Origin of the sequence: Paenibacillus sp. FSL M7-0134, from assembly GCF_038007865.1 — a bacterium.
GTDB lineage: Bacteria > Bacillota > Bacilli > Paenibacillales > Paenibacillaceae > Paenibacillus > Paenibacillus polymyxa_B.
The window spans coordinates 71,745-94,262 of sequence record NZ_JBBOXV010000001.1; the positions used below are offsets into that span (position 1 = coordinate 71,745).

At 45.9% G+C, this 22,518-nt stretch carries 18 protein-coding genes; 6 read left to right on the forward strand and 12 right to left on the reverse strand.

The annotated features are described in order from the left end of the window. Positions 1 to 60: 60 nt before the first annotated feature. Together NSQ58_RS00355 and NSQ58_RS00360 are read left to right on the forward strand one after the other, a co-directional pair. Complete coding sequence (locus NSQ58_RS00355) at positions 61 to 282, forward strand: mersacidin family lantibiotic (protein WP_103050334.1); 222 nt, start codon at positions 61 to 63, stop codon at positions 280 to 282. Positions 283 to 389: 107 nt separating this feature from the next. Then, positions 390 to 3,611 carry a type 2 lanthipeptide synthetase LanM family protein gene (locus NSQ58_RS00360; RefSeq protein ID WP_341056702.1) on the forward strand — a complete coding sequence of 1,074 codons (3,222 nt, stop codon included), beginning with the start codon at positions 390 to 392 and terminating at the stop codon, positions 3,609 to 3,611. Positions 3,612 to 3,728: 117 nt separating this feature from the next. Here the strand turns inward: NSQ58_RS00360 and xylB are convergent, their stop codons facing one another. Together xylB and xylA are read right to left on the reverse strand one after the other, a co-directional pair. Further along, positions 3,729 to 5,252 (reverse strand): xylulokinase, encoded by a 1,524-nt coding sequence (xylB, locus tag NSQ58_RS00365; protein WP_341056703.1) that lies wholly within the window; start codon positions 5,250 to 5,252, stop codon positions 3,729 to 3,731. Positions 5,253 to 5,300: 48 nt separating this feature from the next. Beyond that, the gene (gene xylA / locus NSQ58_RS00370; protein ID WP_013311966.1) at positions 5,301 to 6,617 is read right to left on the reverse strand and encodes a xylose isomerase; all 1,317 of its coding nucleotides are present in this window, start codon (positions 6,615 to 6,617) and stop codon (positions 5,301 to 5,303) included. A 133-nt stretch (positions 6,618 to 6,750) separates the two neighbouring features. Between xylA and NSQ58_RS00375 the strand changes: the two genes are divergently transcribed. After that, a complete protein-coding gene (locus NSQ58_RS00375) occupies positions 6,751 to 7,923 on the forward strand; it encodes an ROK family transcriptional regulator (RefSeq protein ID WP_339200907.1) in 1,173 nt (390 codons plus the stop codon). A gap of 72 nt (positions 7,924 to 7,995) precedes the next feature. Here NSQ58_RS00375 and NSQ58_RS00380 read toward each other — a convergent pair whose 3' ends face one another. The 5 genes from NSQ58_RS00380 to trxB form a co-directional block, all read right to left on the reverse strand. Further along, the gene (locus NSQ58_RS00380; RefSeq protein ID WP_023990313.1) at positions 7,996 to 9,453 is read right to left on the reverse strand and encodes a glycoside hydrolase family 1 protein; all 1,458 of its coding nucleotides are present in this window, start codon (positions 9,451 to 9,453) and stop codon (positions 7,996 to 7,998) included. A gap of 16 nt (positions 9,454 to 9,469) precedes the next feature. Further along, positions 9,470 to 10,306, reverse strand: a complete 837-nt coding sequence (gene licT, locus NSQ58_RS00385) for a BglG family transcription antiterminator LicT (protein ID WP_023990314.1) — start codon at positions 10,304 to 10,306, stop codon at positions 9,470 to 9,472. 50 nt (positions 10,307 to 10,356) lie between these two features. Next, positions 10,357 to 12,246 (reverse strand): beta-glucoside-specific PTS transporter subunit IIABC, encoded by a 1,890-nt coding sequence (locus tag NSQ58_RS00390; protein ID WP_075154754.1) that lies wholly within the window; start codon positions 12,244 to 12,246, stop codon positions 10,357 to 10,359. A 364-nt stretch (positions 12,247 to 12,610) separates the two neighbouring features. Further along, positions 12,611 to 12,841 (reverse strand): glutaredoxin family protein, encoded by a 231-nt coding sequence (locus NSQ58_RS00395; RefSeq protein ID WP_007432162.1) that lies wholly within the window; start codon positions 12,839 to 12,841, stop codon positions 12,611 to 12,613. A 58-nt stretch (positions 12,842 to 12,899) separates the two neighbouring features. Continuing rightward, entirely contained in the window at positions 12,900 to 13,841 is a 942-nt protein-coding gene (trxB, locus tag NSQ58_RS00400) for a thioredoxin-disulfide reductase (protein WP_023990316.1), read from the reverse strand. A gap of 281 nt (positions 13,842 to 14,122) precedes the next feature. On the opposite strand from trxB, the gene NSQ58_RS00405 reads away from it, so the two are divergent. Further along, positions 14,123 to 14,854 (forward strand): ZIP family metal transporter, encoded by a 732-nt coding sequence (locus NSQ58_RS00405; protein ID WP_076264986.1) that lies wholly within the window; start codon positions 14,123 to 14,125, stop codon positions 14,852 to 14,854. An 81-nt stretch (positions 14,855 to 14,935) separates the two neighbouring features. Here the strand turns inward: NSQ58_RS00405 and NSQ58_RS00410 are convergent, their stop codons facing one another. Both NSQ58_RS00410 and NSQ58_RS00415 read right to left on the reverse strand, forming a co-directional pair. Beyond that, the gene (locus tag NSQ58_RS00410) at positions 14,936 to 15,397 is read right to left on the reverse strand and encodes a hypothetical protein (protein ID WP_023990318.1); all 462 of its coding nucleotides are present in this window, start codon (positions 15,395 to 15,397) and stop codon (positions 14,936 to 14,938) included. Positions 15,398 to 15,407: 10 nt separating this feature from the next. After that, the gene (locus tag NSQ58_RS00415) at positions 15,408 to 15,962 is read right to left on the reverse strand and encodes an NAD(P)H-dependent oxidoreductase (RefSeq protein WP_023990319.1); all 555 of its coding nucleotides are present in this window, start codon (positions 15,960 to 15,962) and stop codon (positions 15,408 to 15,410) included. Between the two features lie 133 nt (positions 15,963 to 16,095). Here NSQ58_RS00415 and NSQ58_RS00420 point away from each other — a divergent pair, with 133 nt between their 5' ends. Next, positions 16,096 to 16,731, forward strand: coding sequence for an HlyD family efflux transporter periplasmic adaptor subunit (locus NSQ58_RS00420; RefSeq protein ID WP_028541823.1), 636 nt, complete (start codon positions 16,096 to 16,098; stop codon positions 16,729 to 16,731). Between the two features lie 9 nt (positions 16,732 to 16,740). Next, positions 16,741 to 18,264 (forward strand): DHA2 family efflux MFS transporter permease subunit, encoded by a 1,524-nt coding sequence (locus NSQ58_RS00425; RefSeq protein WP_023990320.1) that lies wholly within the window; start codon positions 16,741 to 16,743, stop codon positions 18,262 to 18,264. A gap of 146 nt (positions 18,265 to 18,410) precedes the next feature. Here the strand turns inward: NSQ58_RS00425 and NSQ58_RS00430 are convergent, their stop codons facing one another. From NSQ58_RS00430 to NSQ58_RS00440, 3 genes are all read right to left on the reverse strand, one after another. Continuing rightward, entirely contained in the window at positions 18,411 to 20,393 is a 1,983-nt protein-coding gene (locus NSQ58_RS00430) for a heavy metal translocating P-type ATPase (RefSeq protein ID WP_305728700.1), read from the reverse strand. 73 nt (positions 20,394 to 20,466) lie between these two features. Beyond that, positions 20,467 to 20,664: a hypothetical protein gene (locus tag NSQ58_RS00435; protein ID WP_071558240.1), complete on the reverse strand. Its 198-nt coding sequence runs from the start codon at positions 20,662 to 20,664 to the stop codon at positions 20,467 to 20,469. 158 nt (positions 20,665 to 20,822) lie between these two features. Next, on the reverse strand, positions 20,823 to 22,274 hold the full coding sequence (locus NSQ58_RS00440; protein ID WP_341056708.1) for a PEP-utilizing protein: 1,452 nt from the start codon (positions 22,272 to 22,274) through the stop codon (positions 20,823 to 20,825). Positions 22,275 to 22,518 lie beyond the last annotated feature (244 nt).

Genomic DNA, 22,518 nt, shown 5'->3' on the forward strand with positions numbered 1-22,518 from the left:
AAATATGTTTATCATTAAGTTTGTCTTATATCACTACATTCCTGAGAGGAGTAAAGAATAATGACAAAACAAGAAATGATCCAAGCATGGAAAAATCCAAAGCTTCGTGTAGCTGGAGAAGGTATTGATCATCCTGCAGGTGACGCTTTGGTCGAGTTGAGCGCTGATGAGCTCGCTCGTGTACATGGCGGTTTAGGAGTGCAACCAGATTCTACTCCAACTATTACTGTTACTGTTATTGGTGTCACAGTGCTAGTTTGCTTTCCAGGGCATGCTGGATAAAATAAGTGGATGCCACTTAGGTATACGCCTTAATTGGCGTATACCTAAGTTATTTTATTTCTTAAAATTGAGTTTTTTAACTTCACATAAACGAGGACGGGGTAATTATGAAAGAGCAGATCATGCGTGCTCTCTTTTTACATGAACGTAAGAACCTTGTTGATCAAGCCTTTCAAGGTTTTAATAATAAAAATTGGAGACAAGATAAAGAAAAGACAACAGAACTAATAGACGAATGGTTTAAGTTTGCTCTAATTAGTACGGAATCCAAAAAGGAAGCTCGGTTTAAAGCTTCAAGTATGAATGAAGAGATATTTGGAGCCTTGATTCAATCTACTGAAAATCTTAAATGGGATGAGAACTATTTAGCGATAATCAAAGAGTATCAAGCAGATTGGTTTCGAGTTTTGGAAGAGGCTCTAAAAATGAATGAAAATCACCCAGTTTTACAAAATGAGTCTCGAACGATGAATGTTCTTATTCGTCCATTTATAATTTGGGCAAGAAATCAATTAAAACAGCACTTATCAAACATAGATAACGCCCAGGATTTTATTTTACATGAGAGTACGATAAATTCGGTCTTGCATACATTGTCTTTTCAATTAATCCAAATCGCAGGTCGGTCATTTGTTTTAGAACTAAATATAGCTAAAGCTTTGGAAGAATTAGAAGGGCAAACTCCGGAGGAACGATTTATCTCTTTCATTGAGAAAAAATTTGTAGAACATAAACAACTTGTATCATTTTTTTCTGAGTATGCAGTTATTGCCCGCACTTTAGCTGAAAGAACTATGCTGTTTGTAAATGTAATAAAAGAAACGTTAGACCGTTATCTCTTAAATAGATCTATGATTATCGATTCATTTTCTTTACATTCATCAGAACTTACGCGTATTGATGCTAGTTTCGGTGATTCTCATCAGCAAGGTCGCACAGTAATGCGGCTATATCTTGCAAACGGGCAATCGTTTATGTATAAACCAAAGCCATTAGATATCTCACTCCATTTTCAAGATTTAATTCAATGGTTTAATGATAAAGGTTTTGCTCCTATTCTCCAAAAAAATTCTGTTATCGTACTAGAAGGCTATGGTTATGAAAATTTTATCGAAGCAAAGCCTTGCAAAACTGAAGAAGAAATCCAACTTTTTTATACACGTTTAGGAGCGCTTTTAGCCATTATATATTTACTGGATGGGACCGATTTTCATTATGAAAATTTAATTGCTTTTGGGGAGCATCCCATGCTGATTGATTTGGAAACCCTCTTTCACAACCAGGTATACAATGATGTACCCGACTCGGCAGATATAGAAGCTCAGTTTAGGATTCGTAATTCTCCATTAGGTACTTCTCTCCTCCCCATCTTGTTTCATCAAGATGATAAGGGATTTGGAATTGAATTAAGTGGTGTAAATGGAGAAAGGCAAATGACACCTTACCCGGTTTTGAGTTTGATAGATTTAAATACTGATAATATGCGCTACATTAGGAAGTCTCAAGCCACTTCAACGGGTAACAATCGCCCTTCATTGGAGGGAGAATTAAAAAATGCAGGTGACTATACTGCTGAAATTGTAAACGGTTTCCAATCATTATGTTCCATGCTTCTCCAATACAGAATGGATTTGTTAGCCCCAACAAGTCCTCTCTTTACTTTTAAGGATGCGCCAGTGCGTATCGTATTACGTTCAACACAATTTTATACAAATTTTCTTCTAGAATCTCGTCACCCTGATTATGGTCGCGATGCTCTAAATCAAGAGAATTTACTTGATCGGATTTGGTTTTCATGGCTGGATGATCGAATTATTTCTTCAGAACTACAAGATTTACGAGCAGGAGATATTCCATATTTCACTAGTAAGCCTAATTCTCTTGACCTTTGGGATAGCTATGGAAAATGTATAAAAGATGTGTTCACCCGAACAAGCATGTCAATAGTAGAAGATCGACTGAAATCTTTAACTACTGACAGTATTTCTTTATATAGCGATTGGATCTCTTCTTCCATAGCAGGCTCATCATTAGGAAAACATGTACATAAAGTGCATGGTCCCTCTCCAAATGAAAAAGTAATGATAAACGGTTACAGTCCAAAACCATTACACTCTAAAAAATTTCTTGAGACAGCAAGAATCCTTGGCGATGAGTTAATTAAAAAATCTGTTTTTAGTCCAAGTAAAAAGTATGTAACTTGGATTGGAATGAACTTAAATTATCGTGGACAGCTTTATTTGTCCGCCTTAAGCCCTGGATTATATGATGGTACAGCAGGCATTGCATTATTTCTGGCTTATCTCGGAAAAATCTCAGAAGATGAAAAATATACTAGTGTAGCTCTCGCTGCATTAGAAACAGCACTAAGTAAAATACCTGTACAATTGAAGTTCCCATCCGCCTTCTATGGTCAAGCTTCTCTCTTATATATTCTCTCTCATTTTGAGAACCTATTAGGTTTTAACGATGCTTGGAGCAAGCGAAAATCGGACATTATAAGTAATTTGGAAGATAGCGTAGAAGAGGATGCTTTCTTTGATCTCTTAGGAGGATCGGCAGGTGTTATTCACGTTCTTTTAAATGAATATAACCATACAAAATCGGCAAAGACTCTAGAAGTAGCAATTCAATACGGAGAGCATTTGTTAAAGCATGGAAAAAAGAATAACGGAGTGATTTCATGGGTATCTAATGTATCTCCAACCCCCTATGTAGGCTTTGGCCACGGTAGCATTGGTATTGCTTCAGCCTTGTTTCGTCTTGCAGCAGTTACTAAAAAAAATTGCTACTATGCTACTGCAGAGAAAGCATTGGCTCACTTAACAGAATCTTATTCTCCAGACTATTTTAACTGGATTGATCATGGTAATAAGGAGAATCATGATCTTGCTAATTGGTGTCATGGGGCTAGTGGAATTGGCATAGGACTAACCTTATGTATACCTTATTTAAAGTCCAGTCTAGTACCTGATATCGTTCATAATATCGAAAGAGCAGTTAATACAACTTTAAAATATGGATTCAATAAGAGCCATTGTATTTGTCATGGAAGCCTCGGAAATATTGAATTATTAATTTTAGCCGGACAAGCTCTTAACCGTCCGGATTGGGTTACGGAAGCAAGGAAACAGGGTAACAATGCGTTAAATTATTATTTGGAGCATGGTAAATTTAAGACTGGTCTGCCCACTGCGTTAGATTCCCAGGGGCTGTGGCTAGGTTTGTCTGGAATAGGGTATCAACTCATGCGCCTTTACTCCTTAACTTCCCTACCAAGTATCCTCTCACTACAAGAGCCACTTCAAAAGGAGTCCTCTTGCATTTAACATCCTTAGAATCCAAAAGCCACAATAAAGGTTATCCTTAATGAGGACACCTTAATTGTGGCTTTTGATTACGTAAAAGGTGATTTTGATTCATTCCTGCCCCAAGCAGTCCCGTATTCAGCGATATACTGCCAAATGCTCACTTAGCTCTCGCGTATGCAGGTAAACTTCACGGTACAGTTCGTATAGGCCTTCATACCGTGCCACACGTTCCGGGTTTGGTGAATATCTCGCTGCTTCACGCAGAAAAGCTTCAGCACACGCTTGCAGAGATTCAAACCAGCCACTACCATAAGCAGCCAGCATGGCCGCCCCCAAGGCAGGTCCCTGCTCGCTCTCCAGCTTAATGATATCCGCGTTAAAAATATCTGCCTGCATTTGCAGCCATGCCTCATTACGCGCACCGCCGCCGATGGAAATCACTTCATTCACCGTTTTGCCCGTTCCTCTGAGAATATCAATGGATTCCTTGAGCGAAAACGTAATTCCCTCCAGCACCGCTCGTGTAAAATGCGCAAGCTTATGCCCCGCATCCATCCCGATAAAGCTACCTCGAATGGTTGCATCCGGATGAGGTGTACGCTCGCCGACGATATAAGGCGTGAACAGCAGCCCTCGGCTGCCCGGCTCAATAGAGTTCACATCTGCCAACAGTGCATCAAAAGAATGCTCTGGTGCAAAGGTATCCTTAAACCAAGTCAAGCTGTATCCGGCCGCGAGCGTAACCCCCATAATATAATAAGCATCCTGCTCACTATGATTAAAAAAATGCGCCCGCCCCTGCACATCAATATCCTTGCGTTCCTCATAAGAAAGTACAACCCCTGAGGTGCCGATGCTGCACAGGGTGCGGCCTTCGCTCAAAATGCCGGCGCCAATCGCGCCACATGCGTTGTCCGCACCACCTGCAAAGACCTTCGTTTCAGGCGAAAGCCCGCTCTGCTCCGCAATCTCCGGCAGTAGCGTACCCGTCTGATCAAAGGATTCCACTAGCGGCGGGAACAGCGACAACGGTAGGTCAAACGCGGCAGCGATCTCTTCGCTCCACTGCTTGTTCGCAATATCCAGCAGCAGCGTGCCCGCCGCATCCGAATACTCCGTCGCCAGCTCTCCTGTCAGACAGTAGCGCACATAATCCTTGGGCAGCATAAAATGTGCCGCACGGGCCAGCACGTCTGGCTCATGCTCCTGCACCCACAGCAGCTTGGGCAGCGTGAAGCCTTCCAGCGCGCGATTACGTGCGATGTTCAGCAGCTCCGATCCGAGCTTTTCTTCAATACGACGGCATTGTGCTGTTGTACGCGTGTCATTCCACAGAATAGCCGGACGAAGCACTTGGCCTTCCTTGTCAGTCAGCACAAGCCCATGCATCTGTCCCGAAAAGCTAATACCGTCTACGGCATGTGTGCCGCCGATTCCGGCCTTCTCCACAAGCTGTTTCAGTGATGCTAACGTGCCACTGACCCAGTCCTCAGGGTGCTGTTCGCTATACCCTGCCTTCGGCTGATGGAGCGGATAAGACTGAGAGGTTTCATAAGACACCTGCCCCTTGCGGTTAACCAGCACCGTTTTGACCGCGCTGGTACCCAAATCTACGCCGATGACATAGCGTTCCTGCTCCTGATTTAGCTTCTCCTGCATTGGAGTTCCTCCTTCCCTGTTATCGTACTACCCTTATAAGTTCTGGCATTAGTCAGCTAAAATGTATTGATTTAATGTTGCTTTCAGATATTCCTGACGACCGGATACGTTTTTGCGTGGTGTTTCGTTCGCCAAAGCATATTCAGCAAGAGAAGCAAGCGTTGCTTTTCCGGATACGATGTCTGCTCCAATACCTTCTTTAAAGCTGCTGTAGCGCTTCTCAATAAAGTCTTCAAACACACGATCTTCGATCAGTTTGGCGGCTACCTTCAGTCCCTTCGCATACGTATCCATACCTGCGATGTGCGCAAGGAACAAGTCTTCTGGCTCAAATGATGCTCTGCGCACCTTGGCATCAAAGTTGATACCGCCACGGCCCAAGCCTTCATTTTGCAGCACTTCATACATGGTCAGTGTGGCATCATACAGATCAACTGGGAATTCGTCCGTATCCCAGCCCAGCAGCAAATCTCCCTGATTTGCATCCAGTGATCCCAGCATGCCGTTAATCCGTGCTACACGTACTTCATGATCAAAAGTATGCCCCGCCAAAGTTGCATGATTAGCTTCCAGATTAAGCTTGAAATGCTGATCCAGATCATATTTTTGCAGGAAGGCAATCGTCGTCGCCGCATCAAAATCATACTGATGCTTCGTTGGCTCCTTCGGTTTTGGCTCAATCAGGAACTGAGCGTCAAAGCCGATTTCACGCGCATAGTCTACGGCCATATGGAACATACGTCCCAAATTATCCTGCTCCAGCTTCAAATCCGTGTTCAGCAGTGTTTCGTAGCCTTCACGGCCTCCCCAGAAAACATAGTTATCTGCGCCCAGACGTTTGCCCACTTCCAACCCTTTTTTAATCTGAGCAGCTGCGTGTGCGTATACATCTGCATTGCAAGTCGACGCAGCTCCATGCAAATAACGTGGATGGCTAAACATGTTCGCCGTATTCCACAGCAGTTTTTTCCCCGTAGCTTTCATATGTTCCTCAATCAGATCCACGATGGTATCCAAATTGCTGTAAAATTCCTTCAATGACGCGCCTTCTGGTGCAATATCCACATCGTGGAAAGCAAAATAAGGTAAATTCAGCTTATCCAGTAGCTCAAAGGCAGCTTCTACACGTGCCTTCGCCAAATCCAGCCCGGTAAACTTGGACCATGGACGTTCCGCTGTTTCTACACCAAAAGGATCAGAGCCGCCTGCAACCAGTGTATGCCAATAGGCCATGCTAAAACGCAAATGCTCCTCCATCGTTTTTCCCGCTACAATTTCCTGTGGATTATAAAATTTGAACGCAAAAGGATTGTCGGATTGCTTGCCCTCAAAGTTAATTTTAGATACCTGTTCGAAATAAGCCATTATAAGTTCCTCCTTTATAGTAAACGTTTACAAAAACGATTCTAGCACAGCTAAAAGACTTTGTCTATTGCTTAAACTAAGTTTGTTTTTATGATATAATATCAGGAATTACACCAACAGGAAGTGAATTAACATGAATGTCACTGGCGATCAGGCGCTTGTCAAAAAGCTGAATAAATCCATTGTGCTGGAGCGTATTCGCCTTCATGCTCCGCTATCCCGCGCACAGTTATCCAGTCAAACTGGATTAAACAAGGCCACCGTTTCCAATCTGGTGGCAGAGCTCATCACCGATGGACTTGTGTATGAGACGGGATTAGGGGAATCCAGCGGCGGGCGTAAGCCTTTGATGCTACTGTTCAACAGCCGTGCAGGCTTTGTACTCGGTATTGAGGTGAGTGTACAGTACATCAAGGGCGCTCTAACCGATCTGGCAGGTACCATTGAAACAGAGCTTACCTTTTCCCTAACCCAGCATGATCCTGCCTTTATCATGGAACAGATTCGAAAGCTCGTTCAGGAGCTCATGCAGGTCACTCCTCCCTCCCCTCATGGTATCGTCGGCATTGGGCTGGGGGTACCGGGTATGGTGGATGAAACCGGAACCGTTTTGTTCGCACCCAATCTGGGCTGGGAAGAGGTTCCGCTGCGGCAGCAGCTTGAGGCTGAGCTAGGTTTGCCCGTCGTAGTGGATAACGAAGCCAACGTCGGCGCGCAGGGCGAATTGTACTATGGTATGGACGGTGATCACCGACAGCTGGTGCGGGATCTGGTCTACATCAGTGCAGGGTCCGGGATCGGGGCCGGGATTATCATTGACGGCAAACCGTATCAAGGAGCTTGGGGGTACGCCGGAGAGACGGGTCATATGACCATTGATTGGAACGGACGGCTCTGCTCCTGCGGTAGTCGCGGCTGCTGGGAGCTGTATGCTTCGGAGAAGGCGTATGTAGCATCCACATTGAAACTGCCTGCACATAATACAGCGGAATTACTGCCGTTTGCTCAGCAAGGTGAAGCGAGTACATTAAGCGTCCTTAGTGATATTGGGCGATATTTGGGTGTGGGTATTACCAACATTGTGAACAGCCTCAACCCCGGAATGCTTATCATCGGCGGTCCACTGGCGGAAGCCAGACCTTGGTTGGAGCAAAGTATGCGTGAAGTGATTGACGAACGTGCCCTGCCCTATCACCGTCGGCAACTACAGATTCGTTTCTCCACGCTTGGCAGCCGTTCGACGATGCTAGGTGCCGCCTATGCAGCAACCGCTCCTTTTCTCGGGCGTGTACGCGTATCTTTATAAGAAAAAAAGCGTACGGGAACACTCAGGTTCCTGTACGCCCCATTTTTCTTGGAATTTTGCAAAATCCTCTTCTTACAACCCGTTATTGGAGATAACATCCTTATACCAGTAGAAACTCTTTTTTCGTTTTCTTTCAAGTGTCCCATTACCGTCATTGTCTTTGTCCACATATATAAATCCGTATCTTTTTTCCATTTCAGATGAGGAATAACTGACCAAGTCGATCGCTCCCCAGCTGGTGTAGCCCATGAGTTCAACCCCGTCTAGAATCGCTTCATGCATTTGTTCAAAATGTGCACGGAAGTAATCAATACGGTAATCATCCTGAATACTACCATCTTCCTCCACCTTGTCGTATGCCCCCAAACCATTTTCTACAATGAACAATGGTACTTCATAGCGGCTGTACAGCTCATTCAGAGAGAGTCTCAAGCCGACTGGGTCAACCTGCCAGCCCCAATCACTCGTTTCCAGATAAGGATTTTTAACGCCGCCAATCGTATTCCCACTGACTTTTTCCATGCCTTCACTATCCGCACTAGCAACCAACGACATATAGTAACTAAAGGAAATGAAATCCACCGGATGCGTCTTCAAAATTTCATCGTCACCCTCGAGCTTTTCAATCACGATTTCCTTTTCACGGAAGAAGCGTTTCATATAATGGGGATACGCTCCACGAACCTGTACATCCGTGAAAAAATAGTTGAACTGATTATCTTTAAACGCTGCCAGAATATCTTGCGGATTACAGGTGTGCGGATACGTCGTTAGCCGGGTTAACATACAGCCGATTTTAGAATCTGGAATGATTTCGTGACAGTATTTTACGGCCAGAGCACTAGCTATAAATTGATGATGCAGACCCTGATAAACCGCTAGCTCTACATTTTCAAAGCGCTCCGGTAAAATACCACCGCTCGTAAACGGATGGCGCACGATACTATCTATTTCATTAAAAGTGATCCAGTGCTTTACTTTATTTTGGTATCTTTTAAATACAGTCTTACAAAAATGGATAAAGAAATCTACAACTTTCCGTTGGGTCCAGCCTCCGTAATGGTTTACAAGATACATTGGCATTTCGTAATGGGACAGGGTGACAAGTGGCTCTATCCCGTTTTTATGCATTTCATCAAACAGCCGATCATAAAATTGCAGTCCAGCCTCGTTGGGCTTGTCCTCATCTCCGTTGGGAAAAATACGCGTCCAAGCAATAGAAACTCGTAACGTTTTAAATCCCATTTCACCAAACAATGCTAAATCTTCGGGATAGCGGTGATAAAAATCAATTCCCTGACGTTTGGGATAATCATGATCTGACGTGTCCTGCATCGCCTTTTGGATATGTTCCTCAGTCATTGAATTGTGTTTTTTATAATCAGCTTTGCTCACATTCTTTTTGTAAATAGCCATATCTGCTGTAGATATCCCTTTACCATCGACATTCCAGGCGCCCTCCACCTGATTTGCGGCTACCGCACCTCCCCATAAAAAACCTTTCGGAAATGTTCTTTTTATTTCTGTCATCTCTAGCTCCTCCTCTTTAATTTCTACTTATGACTCGTTTTAAGTGAATGATCAGATACATGAGTTCTTCATCCGGGATCAAAAGTTCGAATTTGGCTTCAATATATTGTTGAATCGATAATGCACACTTCTCTTCTTCAGGATACTTGTTCACAATTTGGCTCATTAATTCTGGATCTTGAGAATCTAACATTTTATGCTCAAGTAATCTCTGAACAAAAAATTGAAGGTGCGTTAGAAAACGCGAATAGTTGATGCTGTGGGTATCCAGTTCGATTTGGTAATGCAGTTTAATGATGTTCAAAATGTCTTTGACCGTATTGGTCATCAATAAAACCTGGTTCATATTGTTATCGGTTTGTTGAGCATTAACCAAATGAAAGGCGATATTCGCCGCTTCCTCTTCAGGCAGTTCTAGACCGATACGCTTTTCAATCAAGGAGAGCGCATACAAGCCAATACCGAACTCTTCCGGATAAAACTTTTTGACCTCCCACAGCATCCGATTCTGAATCTTCATATTTTCTTTAAATCGTTTGGTTGCCATATACAGATGGTCTGTCAGGGATACATATAAATGCTCGTTCAAGTGACTGGATAGTTTATTTTTGGCATAAGATATGATTTCGTCTGCCAGAATCAAATACTCTTTGGGTGTTTCCTTCATTAGCGCTGTCAGATCGGAAGACATGCTTTCATTTTCAAGAACATATATCTTTTCAATCTCGTTCTCATCGACGAAGTCACCAGGTTTGCTTTTAAAGCCGATCCCTTTACCCATCACGATAATTTCTTTGTGATCCTCACGTTTGGCAAGAACAATACTCGTATTGAGAACTTTAATTACTTTCATATCCAGCGACATCTCACTTTCCAGGCTTGATTCCCCCAACAAACACACTGTTAAAGTACAGTAATTAGAGGCTTCTCCGGCCCTGTCTTTTCTGAACTTTCATGACCCATGATTTCCAGATAGTCCGCCGTGTTGGTCACAATAATCGGAGTTATCGTATCATACCCCGCCCTTTGTATAGCTTCAAGTTCAAATTCAATTAGAAGTTGTCCATGCTTAATTTCGTCCCCTTCCTGTACATGCACAGTAAAATGCTGGCCTTTCAGCTTAACGGTATCCAAACCGATGTGAATGAGCAGCTCTACGCCTTCAACTGATTTTAAGGCTATGGAATGCTTGGTGCGGAATACATTTGCTACGATGCCGTCAAAAGGTGCGACCACTTTTCCGCTACTTGGTTGAATAGCCATCCCTTTACCCATTGCTTCCTGAGAGAATGCTTCATCTTTGACCTGCTGTAAGGGAATTACGGTGCCCTCCATAGGTGCGAAAATAACGGTTTTAGATTTGAAGCTTTTACTTATACTTTGTGCTTTAACAGGCTCGGGACGAGCTTCTTTTTTAGCCGGTTCGGTAACCGTATCTTGAAAGCCGATCATATAAACTGCAATAAACGTCACAATGATCGAAATAGCCATCGTAATAAGCGCATATACCAGGTTAGAGTGATCTTCACTGATAAACATCGGCAGTGATGCAAAACCTGGACCCACAGCTGCATAAGCTTTTAAATTCATAAGACCTGCAAACAATCCGGCAACCCCGGCTCCAATCATACAGGCGAACAGTGTTTTTTTCAGGCGTAAATGTACGCCATACAAAGCGGGTTCCGTAATGCCGAATACCCCTGAAATACCTGCGGACAAAGCAATTTGTTTGAACTTGGGATCTTTCGTTTTCAGCGAGACGGCAAATGCACCCGCGCCTTGGGCCATATTGGAAGCCAACATGGCAACCAGTACCAATGTTTCATATCCTGGTGAAGCCAGCGCAGCAAAAATAATAGGATAGAATACTTTGTGCATGCCGAACATGACGATTAGCGGCATCACGATAGACATCAATACGACTGTAAGCCAGCCGATTCGTTCCTGAATCCAGAATACACCGTTGGACATACCTAAGCCCAAATACGTACCTAGAGGTCCTAAGGCAATGAGAGAAACAGGTGCGACAATCAGAATGACGATTAATGGTTTTAGAAATATTTTCACAGGTCCGGGAGAGATTTTATCAGCAAATTTCTCAATATATGACATAAGCCATATGGTCAAAATAATAGGAATAACGGAGGTAGCGTATTGTACCGATGCTACGGGCAAGCCTGCAAATGTGACAGCTTTCTCACCTCCTAGCAAACTGATTAAGTTCGGATGAAGTAGCACACCCCCTAGGAGTACGGATACGAATGGATTAGTCTTGAATTTCTGCGCGCTGGAGAAAGCCAGCAGCATAGGCAGAAAATAAAATGCCGCATCCGAGATTACACTTAGGATCATATACGTTTGGCTTTCCTTGCTCATGATTCCGGTTACTGTGCATAGCAAGAGCAGTGCTTTTAACATCCCTGATGCAGCAATGGCCGGAATAATGGGCTGGAAAATACCTGCAATCATGCTCGCAAAACTATTGAACAATCCCTTAAAGCTTCGATCCATCTTCACTTTTTCGGCTTCATCGGAAGACGATTGATTCGGGTCCAGCAATTTGACTAGCTCATTGTAGACATAGCCTACATCATTTCCTATAATGACCTGATATTGTCCACCGCTATTCACGGCTCCCATAACTCCGTCCAAAGCTTTAATTTCATCTGTTTGTGCCAATTCCGGCTTACGAAGCGTCATCCGTAATCGAGTAGAGCAATGAATAACACTGTTAATATTATCGTTCCCGCCCACTTTGTTAAAAATGGCTTGTGCGATATCTTTGTAATTCATGAGTTACACCTACCTTCTTAAAATAAGGAACAAAAAAAGACCTAAAAAGGGTAGGGAAAAATATCCTACCCAATCTAGGTCTTGCCTGCCGAACAGTAACACGCCTTTATTGGATATTGTGCTATTTAGTTAATTAGAAGTCATAATTGATGGTGCATTGATGAATTGTTACATAGAAGCAACCCGGGTTTTAAGCGCTTACAATTAAAATATAGCACCGATTATCTACAGATGCAATACTTTTCGACAAAATTCTCTCTTTGTAAAAAGAAGTAAAAAGACCTCCATCGCAGCATGTAACTGCAATGGGGGCCTTATTTAAACCATATAACGATCATAGGACCGTCATCTGCTGTTGGTTGGATTAAGCGTTCAGCACTTTTTCAAACTTGGTTTTGTTCATACCGGAAATACGTTCTTCCCCGATCAAAGTCAATGGAACGGCACGAATGCCCATATCCCAAACCTCTTGAGCAAAAGCTTCATTGGTTTCAATGTTGCGTTCTTCGTACTCCACGCCTTTTTCACTCAAATAGCTTTTTACTTGACGGCAATGCGGGCAGTTTGTAGATGTGTATACAATTGCTTTTTCCATGAATATCACCTCATCATTTATTTTGTTACATCATATTTATTCAACCTTGCGAAGATCATTACAGGGCCAGTGCGCTGTGCTCCAAGCTTTCGATGTATTTCTCGCTGTCCATAGCAGCCATGCAGCCACTACCTGCTGCGGTAATTGCTTGTCTGTAGCGTGTATCCTGTACGTCGCCACAAGCGAACACGCCTGGCACGTTTGTTTCGGAAGTCCCCGGATTTACGACGATATAACCGTTCGCATCCGTTGTAATTTGCCCCTCGAGGAAGCCTGTATTCGGATGGTGACCAATCGCCACGAATACGCCGCTAACTGTAATGATCTCCTCTTCGCCTGTTGCATTATTCAGCACTTTCAAGCCAGTGACTCCGTTCTCGTCAGCGATCACTTCTACAGGAGTACGATTAAGCGCCCATTCAATTTTGTTGTTCGCACGAGCACGATCCTGCATAATTTTGGAGGCGCGCATTTCTTCACGACGATGCACCAACGTTACTTTGGAAGCAAAACGAGTCAGGAAATTGGCTTCTTCCAATGCAGAGTCTCCACCGCCGATGACAACAATTTCTTTGCCACGGAAAAAGAAGCCGTCGCATGTTGCGCAAGTGCTTACGCCACGTCCGATATTATCCTGTTCACCGGGAATACCCAGATATTTGGCAGTCGCCCCTGTGGAAATAATCAGTGTGTCGGTAACCAGTTCACCCAACCCTTCTACATCCAGTGTAAATGGACGAGCAGTTGTGTCTACCTTGTTTACCCAACCTGTGCGGAATTCAGCGCCAAAACGCTCTGCTTGCTTACGCATATTATCCATCAAATCGGGCCCCATGATTCCTTCAGGAAAACCTGGGAAATTTTCGACTTCCGTAGTCGTGGTTAATTGTCCGCCTGGCTGTGGTCCTTCGATCACCAGTGGGCTCATGTTAGCGCGTGCCAGATAAATTGCAGCGGTCAAACCGGCAGGGCCGGTACCTATAATAATGGACTTGTACATATCTTGGTTCCTCCTAAAATATCATAAGTATTATATAACGAGTTTTCGGTACCGGGCGCTGGGCAGCTGCATATACTCTAAAAGTAATTCCACCAGAAGCTTATCCCAAAATGTGGACACCCGGATATTGCAAAAACGAATCACTTGTTTTGTAGGTTCTTATGACTTAGACTGATTCTAAATCCTAATTTCATTATGCGGAAATAGCTGTAAACAGTCAAATGAAGTTTTCATGAAGCGAAGCTTAAAGATAAATTAGGTATGGAGGGATTATCCCGATTATGAATGACGTTTTTGTAGGTAGCTTTATTTCTGCCCTGTCCACTGGACTCGGCGCCGTGCCCATACTATTTATGCGTAAAATCACGCATCGGCTTCGCGATGTTTTGTTGGCTTATGCCGCAGGAATTATGACCTCTGCATCCGTGTATAACCTCATTCCCGAAGCGATCCAGCATTCCAATTGGTTCGTGCTGACTGCGGGAATCCTGCTCGGCTGTCTCGTATTACTGGTGATGGAAATGTACATTCCCCATGCGGATTTGGAGGACCCCGACTCCAAGACCTTTCATCTGGAGTCCAAATCTTTTCTCATTATCGCAGCTATTACATTGCACAATTTGCCAGAAGGGCTTTCCGTGGGAGTCAGCTATGCAAGTGAGACTCACAATCTCGGCAATCTGATCGCCTTCTCTATCGGCCTGCAAAATGCCCCGGAAGGCTTTATCGTAGCACTATTCCTTGTGAATCAAAACATCGGCCGTTTCAAGGCATTGGGCATTGCTACCCTCACTGGAGCCGTGGAAATCATAACGAGTCTGATCGGCTTTTATTTGAGCAGCTGGGTGAACGGACTGGTACCTTATGGGCTTGCTTTTGCCGCTGGAGCCATGATGTTTATCGTCTACAAGGAACTGATTCCCGAGAGTCACGGGGATGGCAATCAGCGGATCGCCACATTCTCTTTTATTCTCGGCTTAATTACGATGATTGGGCTAACCGAATGGCTATAGCCGAGCAACACAAAAAGGCTGCCTTCTGCCTGTAATCCAGACAGATAAGCAGCCTTTTTGGCATGTTCAAATAGAGATACCTCATTTTTTTTGGTTCATGGAGCGCAGTGCTTCACGGTACTGCTCGTCCTCACTTTTGTGAGTCTCCTTCTCTCCATTGGATATTTGGGAACGTCCATCCTTTTCTTCGTCTTTTCCAGCAAAACCACGTAAAGCCGCACGATAATCCTGATCTCCGTAAGCATCTTTGAGGTTCTCGCGATCCTTTTCTACCTTCTTATCCGTCTGGATATCAGGCACCTTATGTTGTTCCTGCGCATGATGTTCTTCGACGTCGAGATTTTTATGCTGCATCTCTCGCGTATGATCTGTCAATTCACGCACCTCAGGTTCCACCTGCACAGGATAAGGACGTTTGCTTCTTTGCCGTGTATCCTCTTCGGTGGGGTGAGTCTTGGGAGAGGACTTGCGCGTCATCTTCGTATTAAATACCAGCAAAAAAATAAAGGCAACCGCAGCTACTACGATAAAAGCAATGGTCATCGGCGGCCTCCTATTCTCTTTCAGCGCTACGGTACCGTCCGGCTATCTCAGCGACCCGTTTGCCCAAAGAGCGACCTAGTGCAAGATCATCACCCGTTGGAAGATTAGGCGGTCCATTGGGGTCTGTCTCCACCGGACATGTTATCCCTACGCCGTAATAGGAGCCGTATAACGCATTTTCCGTAATATTAGCTGGCAGTCCTACAACAATCATGCCTTGATGAAGCATCGGAGTAATCAAATTCAGAAGTGTGGATTCTAATCCACCATGAACGGTAGCGGTTGTGCAAAACACAGCGCCGATTTTATCCACCAGCTTGCCCTGTGCCCACAGATACCCCAGCTTATCAATCCAGCTTTTCAGACCGCTACTAATGGTACCAAAATGGCCCGGGCAACCCCATATGATCGCGTCCACATTCACTAGCTCGTTCACATCGGCCTCGTTCACATGCTTTAGCAACACTTCCGTGTGCTCAAGGCGCGCGCCTTCTGCGATGGAGCGAGCGAGACGTTCGGTATGCTCATTTTCACTGTCATATACAATCATGATTCTGGTCGTCATTATGCGCATCATCCTTTGTCAGCAAAATCATCCTTTTCGCATGCGCTCTTAACCTTGCCCAAAATCCATCTGAATATTATGAATCGTTTGACGCATACTTTGAAAATCCAAGAACTAGGGAGGCATGTTACACATGAATTCACGCGCCATATTAGTCAACCTGCTAGTTATTATCATTATTCTGGCAGGAGGTGGAGCCGCCGCCTATTACTATAATCAATCCGCCAACTACATAAAAACCGATAATGCCCAAGTGAGCGGACAAGCGGTTACCGTTGCCTCTCCAAGCGCGGGCAAGCTCACAGGCTGGAATGCTGAAGTTGGTAAAACCTACACCGCTGGAAGCACGCTTGGGAATGTAGAAGGAGGCGGAAGTCGAATTAGCGTTACGATTCCAACCGATGGTACCATCGTGCAGCAATCTGCGGTCAATAACTCGATTGTTGGGGCAGGCACGCCTTTAGCGAAGGCTTTTGATCTAAACAATTTATGGATTACCGCCAATATAGACGAAACGGCTGTACAGGATCTTCAAGTAGGACAGACCGTAGATGTATATATTGATGCTTACCCGGATACGTCCCTGAGCGGTAAACTCGAAAAGATCGGCCTGGCGACCGCATCGACTTTTTCACTACTGCCCACTTCCAATACCACTGCCAACTATACCAAGGTAACACAGGTCGTGCCTGTCAACATTTCCATTCAAGGTTACAAGGGGCTGGGTATTATCCCGGGAATGAGTGCGACCATCAGAGTTCACAAGTAGGAGGCTGTCATGGATCAAAAAATGTCCGTCGGACGTATTCTGTCCGTGCTGCTGCTAGGCGCCTTCATTTCTATTTTGAATCAAACGCTGCTTAACGTGGCCATTCCACACTTGATGAATGATTTCAATGTATCTGCAACGACCGTTCAATGGCTATCCACCGGATATATGCTAACCAACGGGATTTTGATTCCAATCACCGCTTTTCTGATTGAGTCATTCGGAACACGTGCGCTGTTCATATCCGCGATGGGGTTATTTACTGCCGGGTCTGTCGTCTGTGCTGCCAGTACCGGCTTTGCGCCTATGCTGGTTGGACGCGTTATCCAGGCCAGCGGAGCGGGCATCATCATGCCTGTGGTCATGAACGTGTTCCTGACTGTGTTTCCTCCGGAAAAACGGGGCGCTGCCATGGGTACCATGGGGATCGCCATGATGTTTGCCCCGGCGATTGGACCGACTTTATCTGGCTGGATTGTGGAGCATTACAGCTGGCGGCTGCTATTTTTACTCGTTATTCCGCTAGCGATCATTGATATTCTGTTCGCCATACGCTGGCTCAAAAATGTATCCAAGCTAACAAAACCGAACTTTGACCTGTTGGGAACCATCTTTTCCACCCTTGGTTTTGGCTTTCTGCTGTATGGCTTTAGTTCAGCTGGAGACAAAGGCTGGAGTAGCAATACGGTAATACTTACACTCGCTGCCGGGATTGTGTTTATTGTAATGTTTATCGTACGTGAGCTGAACATGATACAACCGATGCTGGAGTTCCGTGTGTTTAAATATGATATTTTCACTGTATCGACCTTAGTCGGGGCTACCGTCAACATGACAATGTTCGGCGGGATGCTGCTGCTGCCGATCTATTTGCAAAATATACGCGGCTTTACACCGCTGCAATCCGGTCTGCTGCTGTTGCCGGGTGCACTGCTGATGGGTGTGATGTCACCGATATCAGGGGCAGTATTTGACCGTATCGGCGCGAGGCCGTTGGCGATCATTGGACTGATCATTACGGCAGTCACGACATGGGAATTCAGTCTGCTGACCGATGCCACCACCTACGGACATATTATGATCATCTATACGATTCGCAGCTTCGGAATGTCATTGCTGATGATGTCCGTCCAGACGGAAGGGCTAAACCAGCTACCTGCCCATCTCGGTAGCCACGGTACAGCCATGTCCAACACAGTACGGCAAATCGCTGGGTCTATCGGTACCGCTTGGCTCATTACTGTAATGAGCAGCCGGACCACGATTCATGTAGCGGATTATGCGAATGTCGCTACCACCGCCAATGTTCCTTTAACCGAAGGAGTAGCACAGTTGGGACAAACCCTCGCGCAAACAGCGGGCGTTTCAACAGAAAGTGGTTCAGCGTTGGCGCTACAACAGGTGTACCGCAGTGCCGTTACGGAATCGACGATCCATGGCATTAATGATGCCTTCATCATTGCTACAGGGATTGCACTTGCAGGGCTATTGTTTTCCTTGTTCTTGCGACGGTCTACACCGCGACGAAGATAGACGTACAGCGTTAGCGAACTAGAGGTATGAGATGAACTTGCCTTTCAGACAGATAGGCCGGCACTGCAAAAGAAGGAGCATTCATCCCCCTGGATTTTAAGAGGTATGAATGCTCCTTCCTGTTTGTCATCTTGTAATTATTAGTCCTATGACCGCAATAAGCGCAGGCCATTCAAAATGACAAGTAATGTGCTGCCTTCATGCCCAATAACCCCAAATGGCAGGGCTATATCTTGCACAAAGTTGCTGATCACAAGCAGCAAAATGACACTTACCGCGAAGATCATATTTTGTTTGACCACCCGCTGCGCCTTGCGCGCCAGTGCTATCGTCGGAGCAATCTCCTCGATTCCATCGTTCATCAGTACCACGTCAGCGACCTCTAGCGCTGCTCCGCTGCCATGCATCCCCATGCCTAGTCCTACGGTTGCCGCAGTCAACGCTGGAGCGTCATTCACACCGTCGCCGACCATGACGACATGCCCGTACTGCTCCCGCAGCATGCGAATATGGCTGACTTTGTCCTCCGGCATTAAGCCAGCATATACGGCGTCGACTCCGGCCTGCTCCGCGATCACAGCAGCCGTTTCCGGGCGGTCTCCGGTCAGCATGACGACCCAGATCCCCTGCGCTTGCAGGCGTTTCACGGACTCTTGGGCCTGCGGACGCAGCTCGTCGCGTAGTGCCAGCATCCCGGCAATCCGATCATCCGCGAGGATAATGGATACGGTTTTGCCCTCAGCTTCCAGCCGGGCCCGACTCTCCATCCACTGTGGCTCTGCCAGAGGACTAGGTCCATCCAGTACATTTGTACGACCGATTTTCCACTTCACCCCGCCTATGATGCCTTCCATCCCCCATCCGGTGAGTGCCTGCACTTGCTCGGTTGGGAGCAGCTCTCTCTGTCCCCATTCAGCTTCGGCTTTGGCTACAATCGCTCGCGCCAGCGGATGCAAAGAATAACTTTCGATTGTAGCGACAATGTGCAATAGCTCATCGGCATCGTATTCTGCGGCGGTAATCCAATCCGTGACGACAGGTGACCCCATCGTTAACGTGCCTGTTTTGTCAAAAGCAACAACAGAAGTCAATGCCATATTCTCCACATGTGCGCCACCTTTGAACAGGATGCCCCGCCGGGCACGGTTGGAAATGGCCGATAGCATCACTGGCATAATGGATGACACGAGCGCACAGGGTGAGGCCACGACGAGGAACACCATAGCCTTGTAGAACGCTGCTGCCCACGTCCAGCCTAATGCTATGGGTGCACCGGCAATGACGATCAGCGTGACAGCAACAACAATTCGAGCGTACACCGATTCAAACGTTTTAATAAACCGCTGGGAATCAGGAACTTCAGTCTGAGCCTCTTCCACCATACGAATGATTTTTGAAAATAAAGTGTCCTCCGAGGACTGACTAACCTCTACATATAGCACGCCTTCTCCATTAATGGTGCCGGCATATACTTCGTCACCTTCCACCTTATTTACCGGAACAGATTCCCCGGTAATAGATGCCTGATTCACTGCCGAAACGCCCTTGGAGATTCGCCCGTCCGCCGGAATCAGTTCGCCCGGCTTCACCAGCAGCAGGTCGCCTGGCAACAGCTGCTCAATGCCGACCGTTTCCGTCCCCTCGCGAGACAAGCGCAAAGCCGTTTCCGGCTTCAACGCCATGAGCTCAGAAATATCCTTACTACTACGCTCGGTGGTATAGCTCTCCAGCGCACCGCTGAGTGCAAAAATAAAGATCAGCATGGCTCCTTCATTCCAATAGCCAATGGCCGCAGCTCCTAGGGAGGCAGCGATCATGAGCAGATTAACATCCAGATCATGTTCTCGGATCAGTGTTTCGATCCCTTCTCTGGCTTTGGACCAGCCCCCAAGGGCGTAAGACACCACATACAGAATGACCGATAGCCATTGCCACCAATGTGAAATCCCCCATGCCATTAGCATCAGCAATCCACTACCTAGAGCAGCTTGCATCTCCTTGTTTTTCAGCATGCTTTTAAGCTGAAATTGCGGCTTGCGATTCGGACCGGGTCGTCCGCTGCCACTGTTTTTTGAAAGGGTTCGGTTAGAGGAAGACAATGTATCTTGTAATCGTTGAGCAGCTTGCATCATGTCACGTTCCTTTCATATTTTGTTCCTTGTACTAGCATCTCATTGAGAATGATATCCATTGTTAAGTGCCTTAAAATAGCACATGCTGCTTCGGGAAGCCCGAAGCAGCATGTTTGGCAATGAGAATGATAATCATTTTTGCATCTATACAATTATTTTGGTTTAGAGAAACTTTTGTTTTATTATATACCTTTTCTTTTCCACTTGTAAACCAGTAATGGCCTAAATAAAAAAAGATACCCGCGCAAACACCGCAGGTATCCTCCATATTTAAAGCATCCTATTCAGGATTTGCAAAATTCGATTCCAGTCGCTCCAAAGTGCAATATATAGACGAACTAGACCATTTCGATCTATATATTGTTCATTGAAAGTCGCTTATTGGATTTTTTGCAAAATCCTCTATTACATGAATTCGGGTTATCTTCAGGCTAAAGGAAACTTCCACGCATGGTTGTGTGCAGTTCCTAAAGTGTGCTGACGATCTGCGGGCTGTTGCAGTTCCAAACGTGCAGCCGCAAGGCGTGCAGCGGGAACTGCTGTGTCCGGGCAAATGACCCCCGTCAGCTCATTCTCCCAGATCGAAATCCCATCCAGAGACTGGTGAATTTCATCTATTGCTACCCATAAAGGAAGCTCGGGCTTTACACGCCGAACAGCTTCCATTATGCATTTTATCGTATCACTAGTATTCTCATGACCATTGACATCGGATGGAATCAACTGATCCTCAGCCCTAATGCCATCGGATGAAGTTGGTATGACTTCTAAAATGACCGTATCGGCAAAGCGTGCCAGATCTGCAGCTTGAGCCACCTGCTTGATCTGTCGCGCGCCCACTTCGGACATGTTATTGGGGTTGGCTGACTCCCCCGACCGTGCGGCTGGCCTGTTCCCTGTTTGGCTTACGTTAGGCACCAAAGACGGATCAACTGTCAAAAGTACGCCTACCCGATATGGAATGCACCGAAGACGTTCGCATAAGGTCTGCTCCGCAACGCCGTCAATCCAGTCTCGGGTTGCCCGGAATTCGTCCACGTCAGCCGGATTGCGCACCATAATCTCCAGCTTGGGTTCTCCCCCCTGCCGCACGCTCCGTAACGCCGCACGCAGTAATGCCTCCAACTGCATATCTTGCAGGCTTCCAAGACCCACTGCATTGTTCTGCTCAATTAGGGCTATAGTGAGTGGTGATCCGTTCAAAGACTCGAATAAGCCTTCATATTCTGTTTCCAGCAAACTGATAATTCGGCGGGACAAATGCTCACACAATCCAGGCAGGCCAGATGCCTGGTTAAAGGTTTTGTACGTGTCAGATGCACGAGAACCGGGAATAAGGATGGGATCGGGCTCCCCATCAGGGGCATGAATCATCTGTCCAGACTCAGCTACGTCCAGATAGGCATAGCATAATTCCCCCACGCGGCCAGATGCCTGTGACAAGGGACCATGCAGAAGACTATAACCGTCAAAACTGCCTATTTCTGATGCTGTCTCTGTACTGATGCGACTCAAACTTGCAGGAGCATCGGCATAAATCCGTATGGAGGTGCGCCTGTATTCATCGCTCCATTTTAGGAGTGTGCCCATTGCTTGCCCAATATCGTTGTCGTGATTCAGCATCGTTTTCCCAAGTAATTCCGGATTCGCAGCCATCAAAGCCTCCGCTCGACTGATTACGCCCTGCTCAGCTAAACCAACCAGCCAGCCCAACGGATCTTCCTCCTGCGTAGCAGATACTTCATGGCTGCCTGCCCTTAGCGTCTCCATAGCCAACCTCTGTGCAGCAGCCTCCGTACCCGACTCTGGAACTTTGAGATCCCGGCTGTTTTTGCCACCCAACAGCTCTGCGAATACATGCATCAGTTTAGCCTCCATGCTATTAATCCATCCTTTCTTCCGTCAGCAAGTTGGCACACACGAATTCGAGTACCCCTCCAAACAAAGAAAACGCTTACTCATTATGGAGCAACCGAATCTTACATGGGCCTTACCTGTAAAGCCCCTACCTTAACGTATTAGGCACGCCACACATTTATACATCTGGGCACAACCACCCTACATCCCAAAATAAATCTCTATACTGCTGGCACAAGACCACTCGAAAAAGGAACCTATAAAA

Excerpts from the sequence above, each read along its gene's own strand:
- NSQ58_RS00355 (WP_103050334.1), top strand. The coding sequence starts at position 61 with ATGACAAAACAAGAAATGATCCAAGCATGGAAAAATCCAAAGCTTCGT.
- NSQ58_RS00360 (WP_341056702.1), top strand. The coding sequence starts at position 390 with ATGAAAGAGCAGATCATGCGTGCTCTCTTTTTACATGAACGTAAGAAC.
- xylB (WP_341056703.1), bottom strand. The coding sequence starts at position 5,252 with ATGCAGGAGAAGCTAAATCAGGAGCAGGAACGCTATGTCATCGGCGTA.
- xylA (WP_013311966.1), bottom strand. The coding sequence starts at position 6,617 with ATGGCTTATTTCGAACAGGTATCTAAAATTAACTTTGAGGGCAAGCAA.
- NSQ58_RS00375 (WP_339200907.1), top strand. The coding sequence starts at position 6,751 with ATGAATGTCACTGGCGATCAGGCGCTTGTCAAAAAGCTGAATAAATCC.
- NSQ58_RS00380 (WP_023990313.1), bottom strand. The coding sequence starts at position 9,453 with ATGACAGAAATAAAAAGAACATTTCCGAAAGGTTTTTTATGGGGAGGT.
- licT (WP_023990314.1), bottom strand. The coding sequence starts at position 10,306 with ATGAAAGTAATTAAAGTTCTCAATACGAGTATTGTTCTTGCCAAACGT.
- NSQ58_RS00390 (WP_075154754.1), bottom strand. The coding sequence starts at position 12,246 with ATGAATTACAAAGATATCGCACAAGCCATTTTTAACAAAGTGGGCGGG.
- NSQ58_RS00395 (WP_007432162.1), bottom strand. The coding sequence starts at position 12,841 with ATGGAAAAAGCAATTGTATACACATCTACAAACTGCCCGCATTGCCGT.
- trxB (WP_023990316.1), bottom strand. The coding sequence starts at position 13,841 with ATGTACAAGTCCATTATTATAGGTACCGGCCCTGCCGGTTTGACCGCT.
- NSQ58_RS00405 (WP_076264986.1), top strand. The coding sequence starts at position 14,123 with ATGAATGACGTTTTTGTAGGTAGCTTTATTTCTGCCCTGTCCACTGGA.
- NSQ58_RS00410 (WP_023990318.1), bottom strand. The coding sequence starts at position 15,397 with ATGACCATTGCTTTTATCGTAGTAGCTGCGGTTGCCTTTATTTTTTTG.
- NSQ58_RS00415 (WP_023990319.1), bottom strand. The coding sequence starts at position 15,962 with ATGACGACCAGAATCATGATTGTATATGACAGTGAAAATGAGCATACC.
- NSQ58_RS00420 (WP_028541823.1), top strand. The coding sequence starts at position 16,096 with ATGAATTCACGCGCCATATTAGTCAACCTGCTAGTTATTATCATTATT.
- NSQ58_RS00425 (WP_023990320.1), top strand. The coding sequence starts at position 16,741 with ATGGATCAAAAAATGTCCGTCGGACGTATTCTGTCCGTGCTGCTGCTA.
- NSQ58_RS00430 (WP_305728700.1), bottom strand. The coding sequence starts at position 20,393 with ATGCAAGCTGCTCAACGATTACAAGATACATTGTCTTCCTCTAACCGA.
- NSQ58_RS00435 (WP_071558240.1), bottom strand. The coding sequence starts at position 20,664 with ATGGAGGATACCTGCGGTGTTTGCGCGGGTATCTTTTTTTATTTAGGC.
- NSQ58_RS00440 (WP_341056708.1), bottom strand. The coding sequence starts at position 22,274 with ATGGAGGCTAAACTGATGCATGTATTCGCAGAGCTGTTGGGTGGCAAA.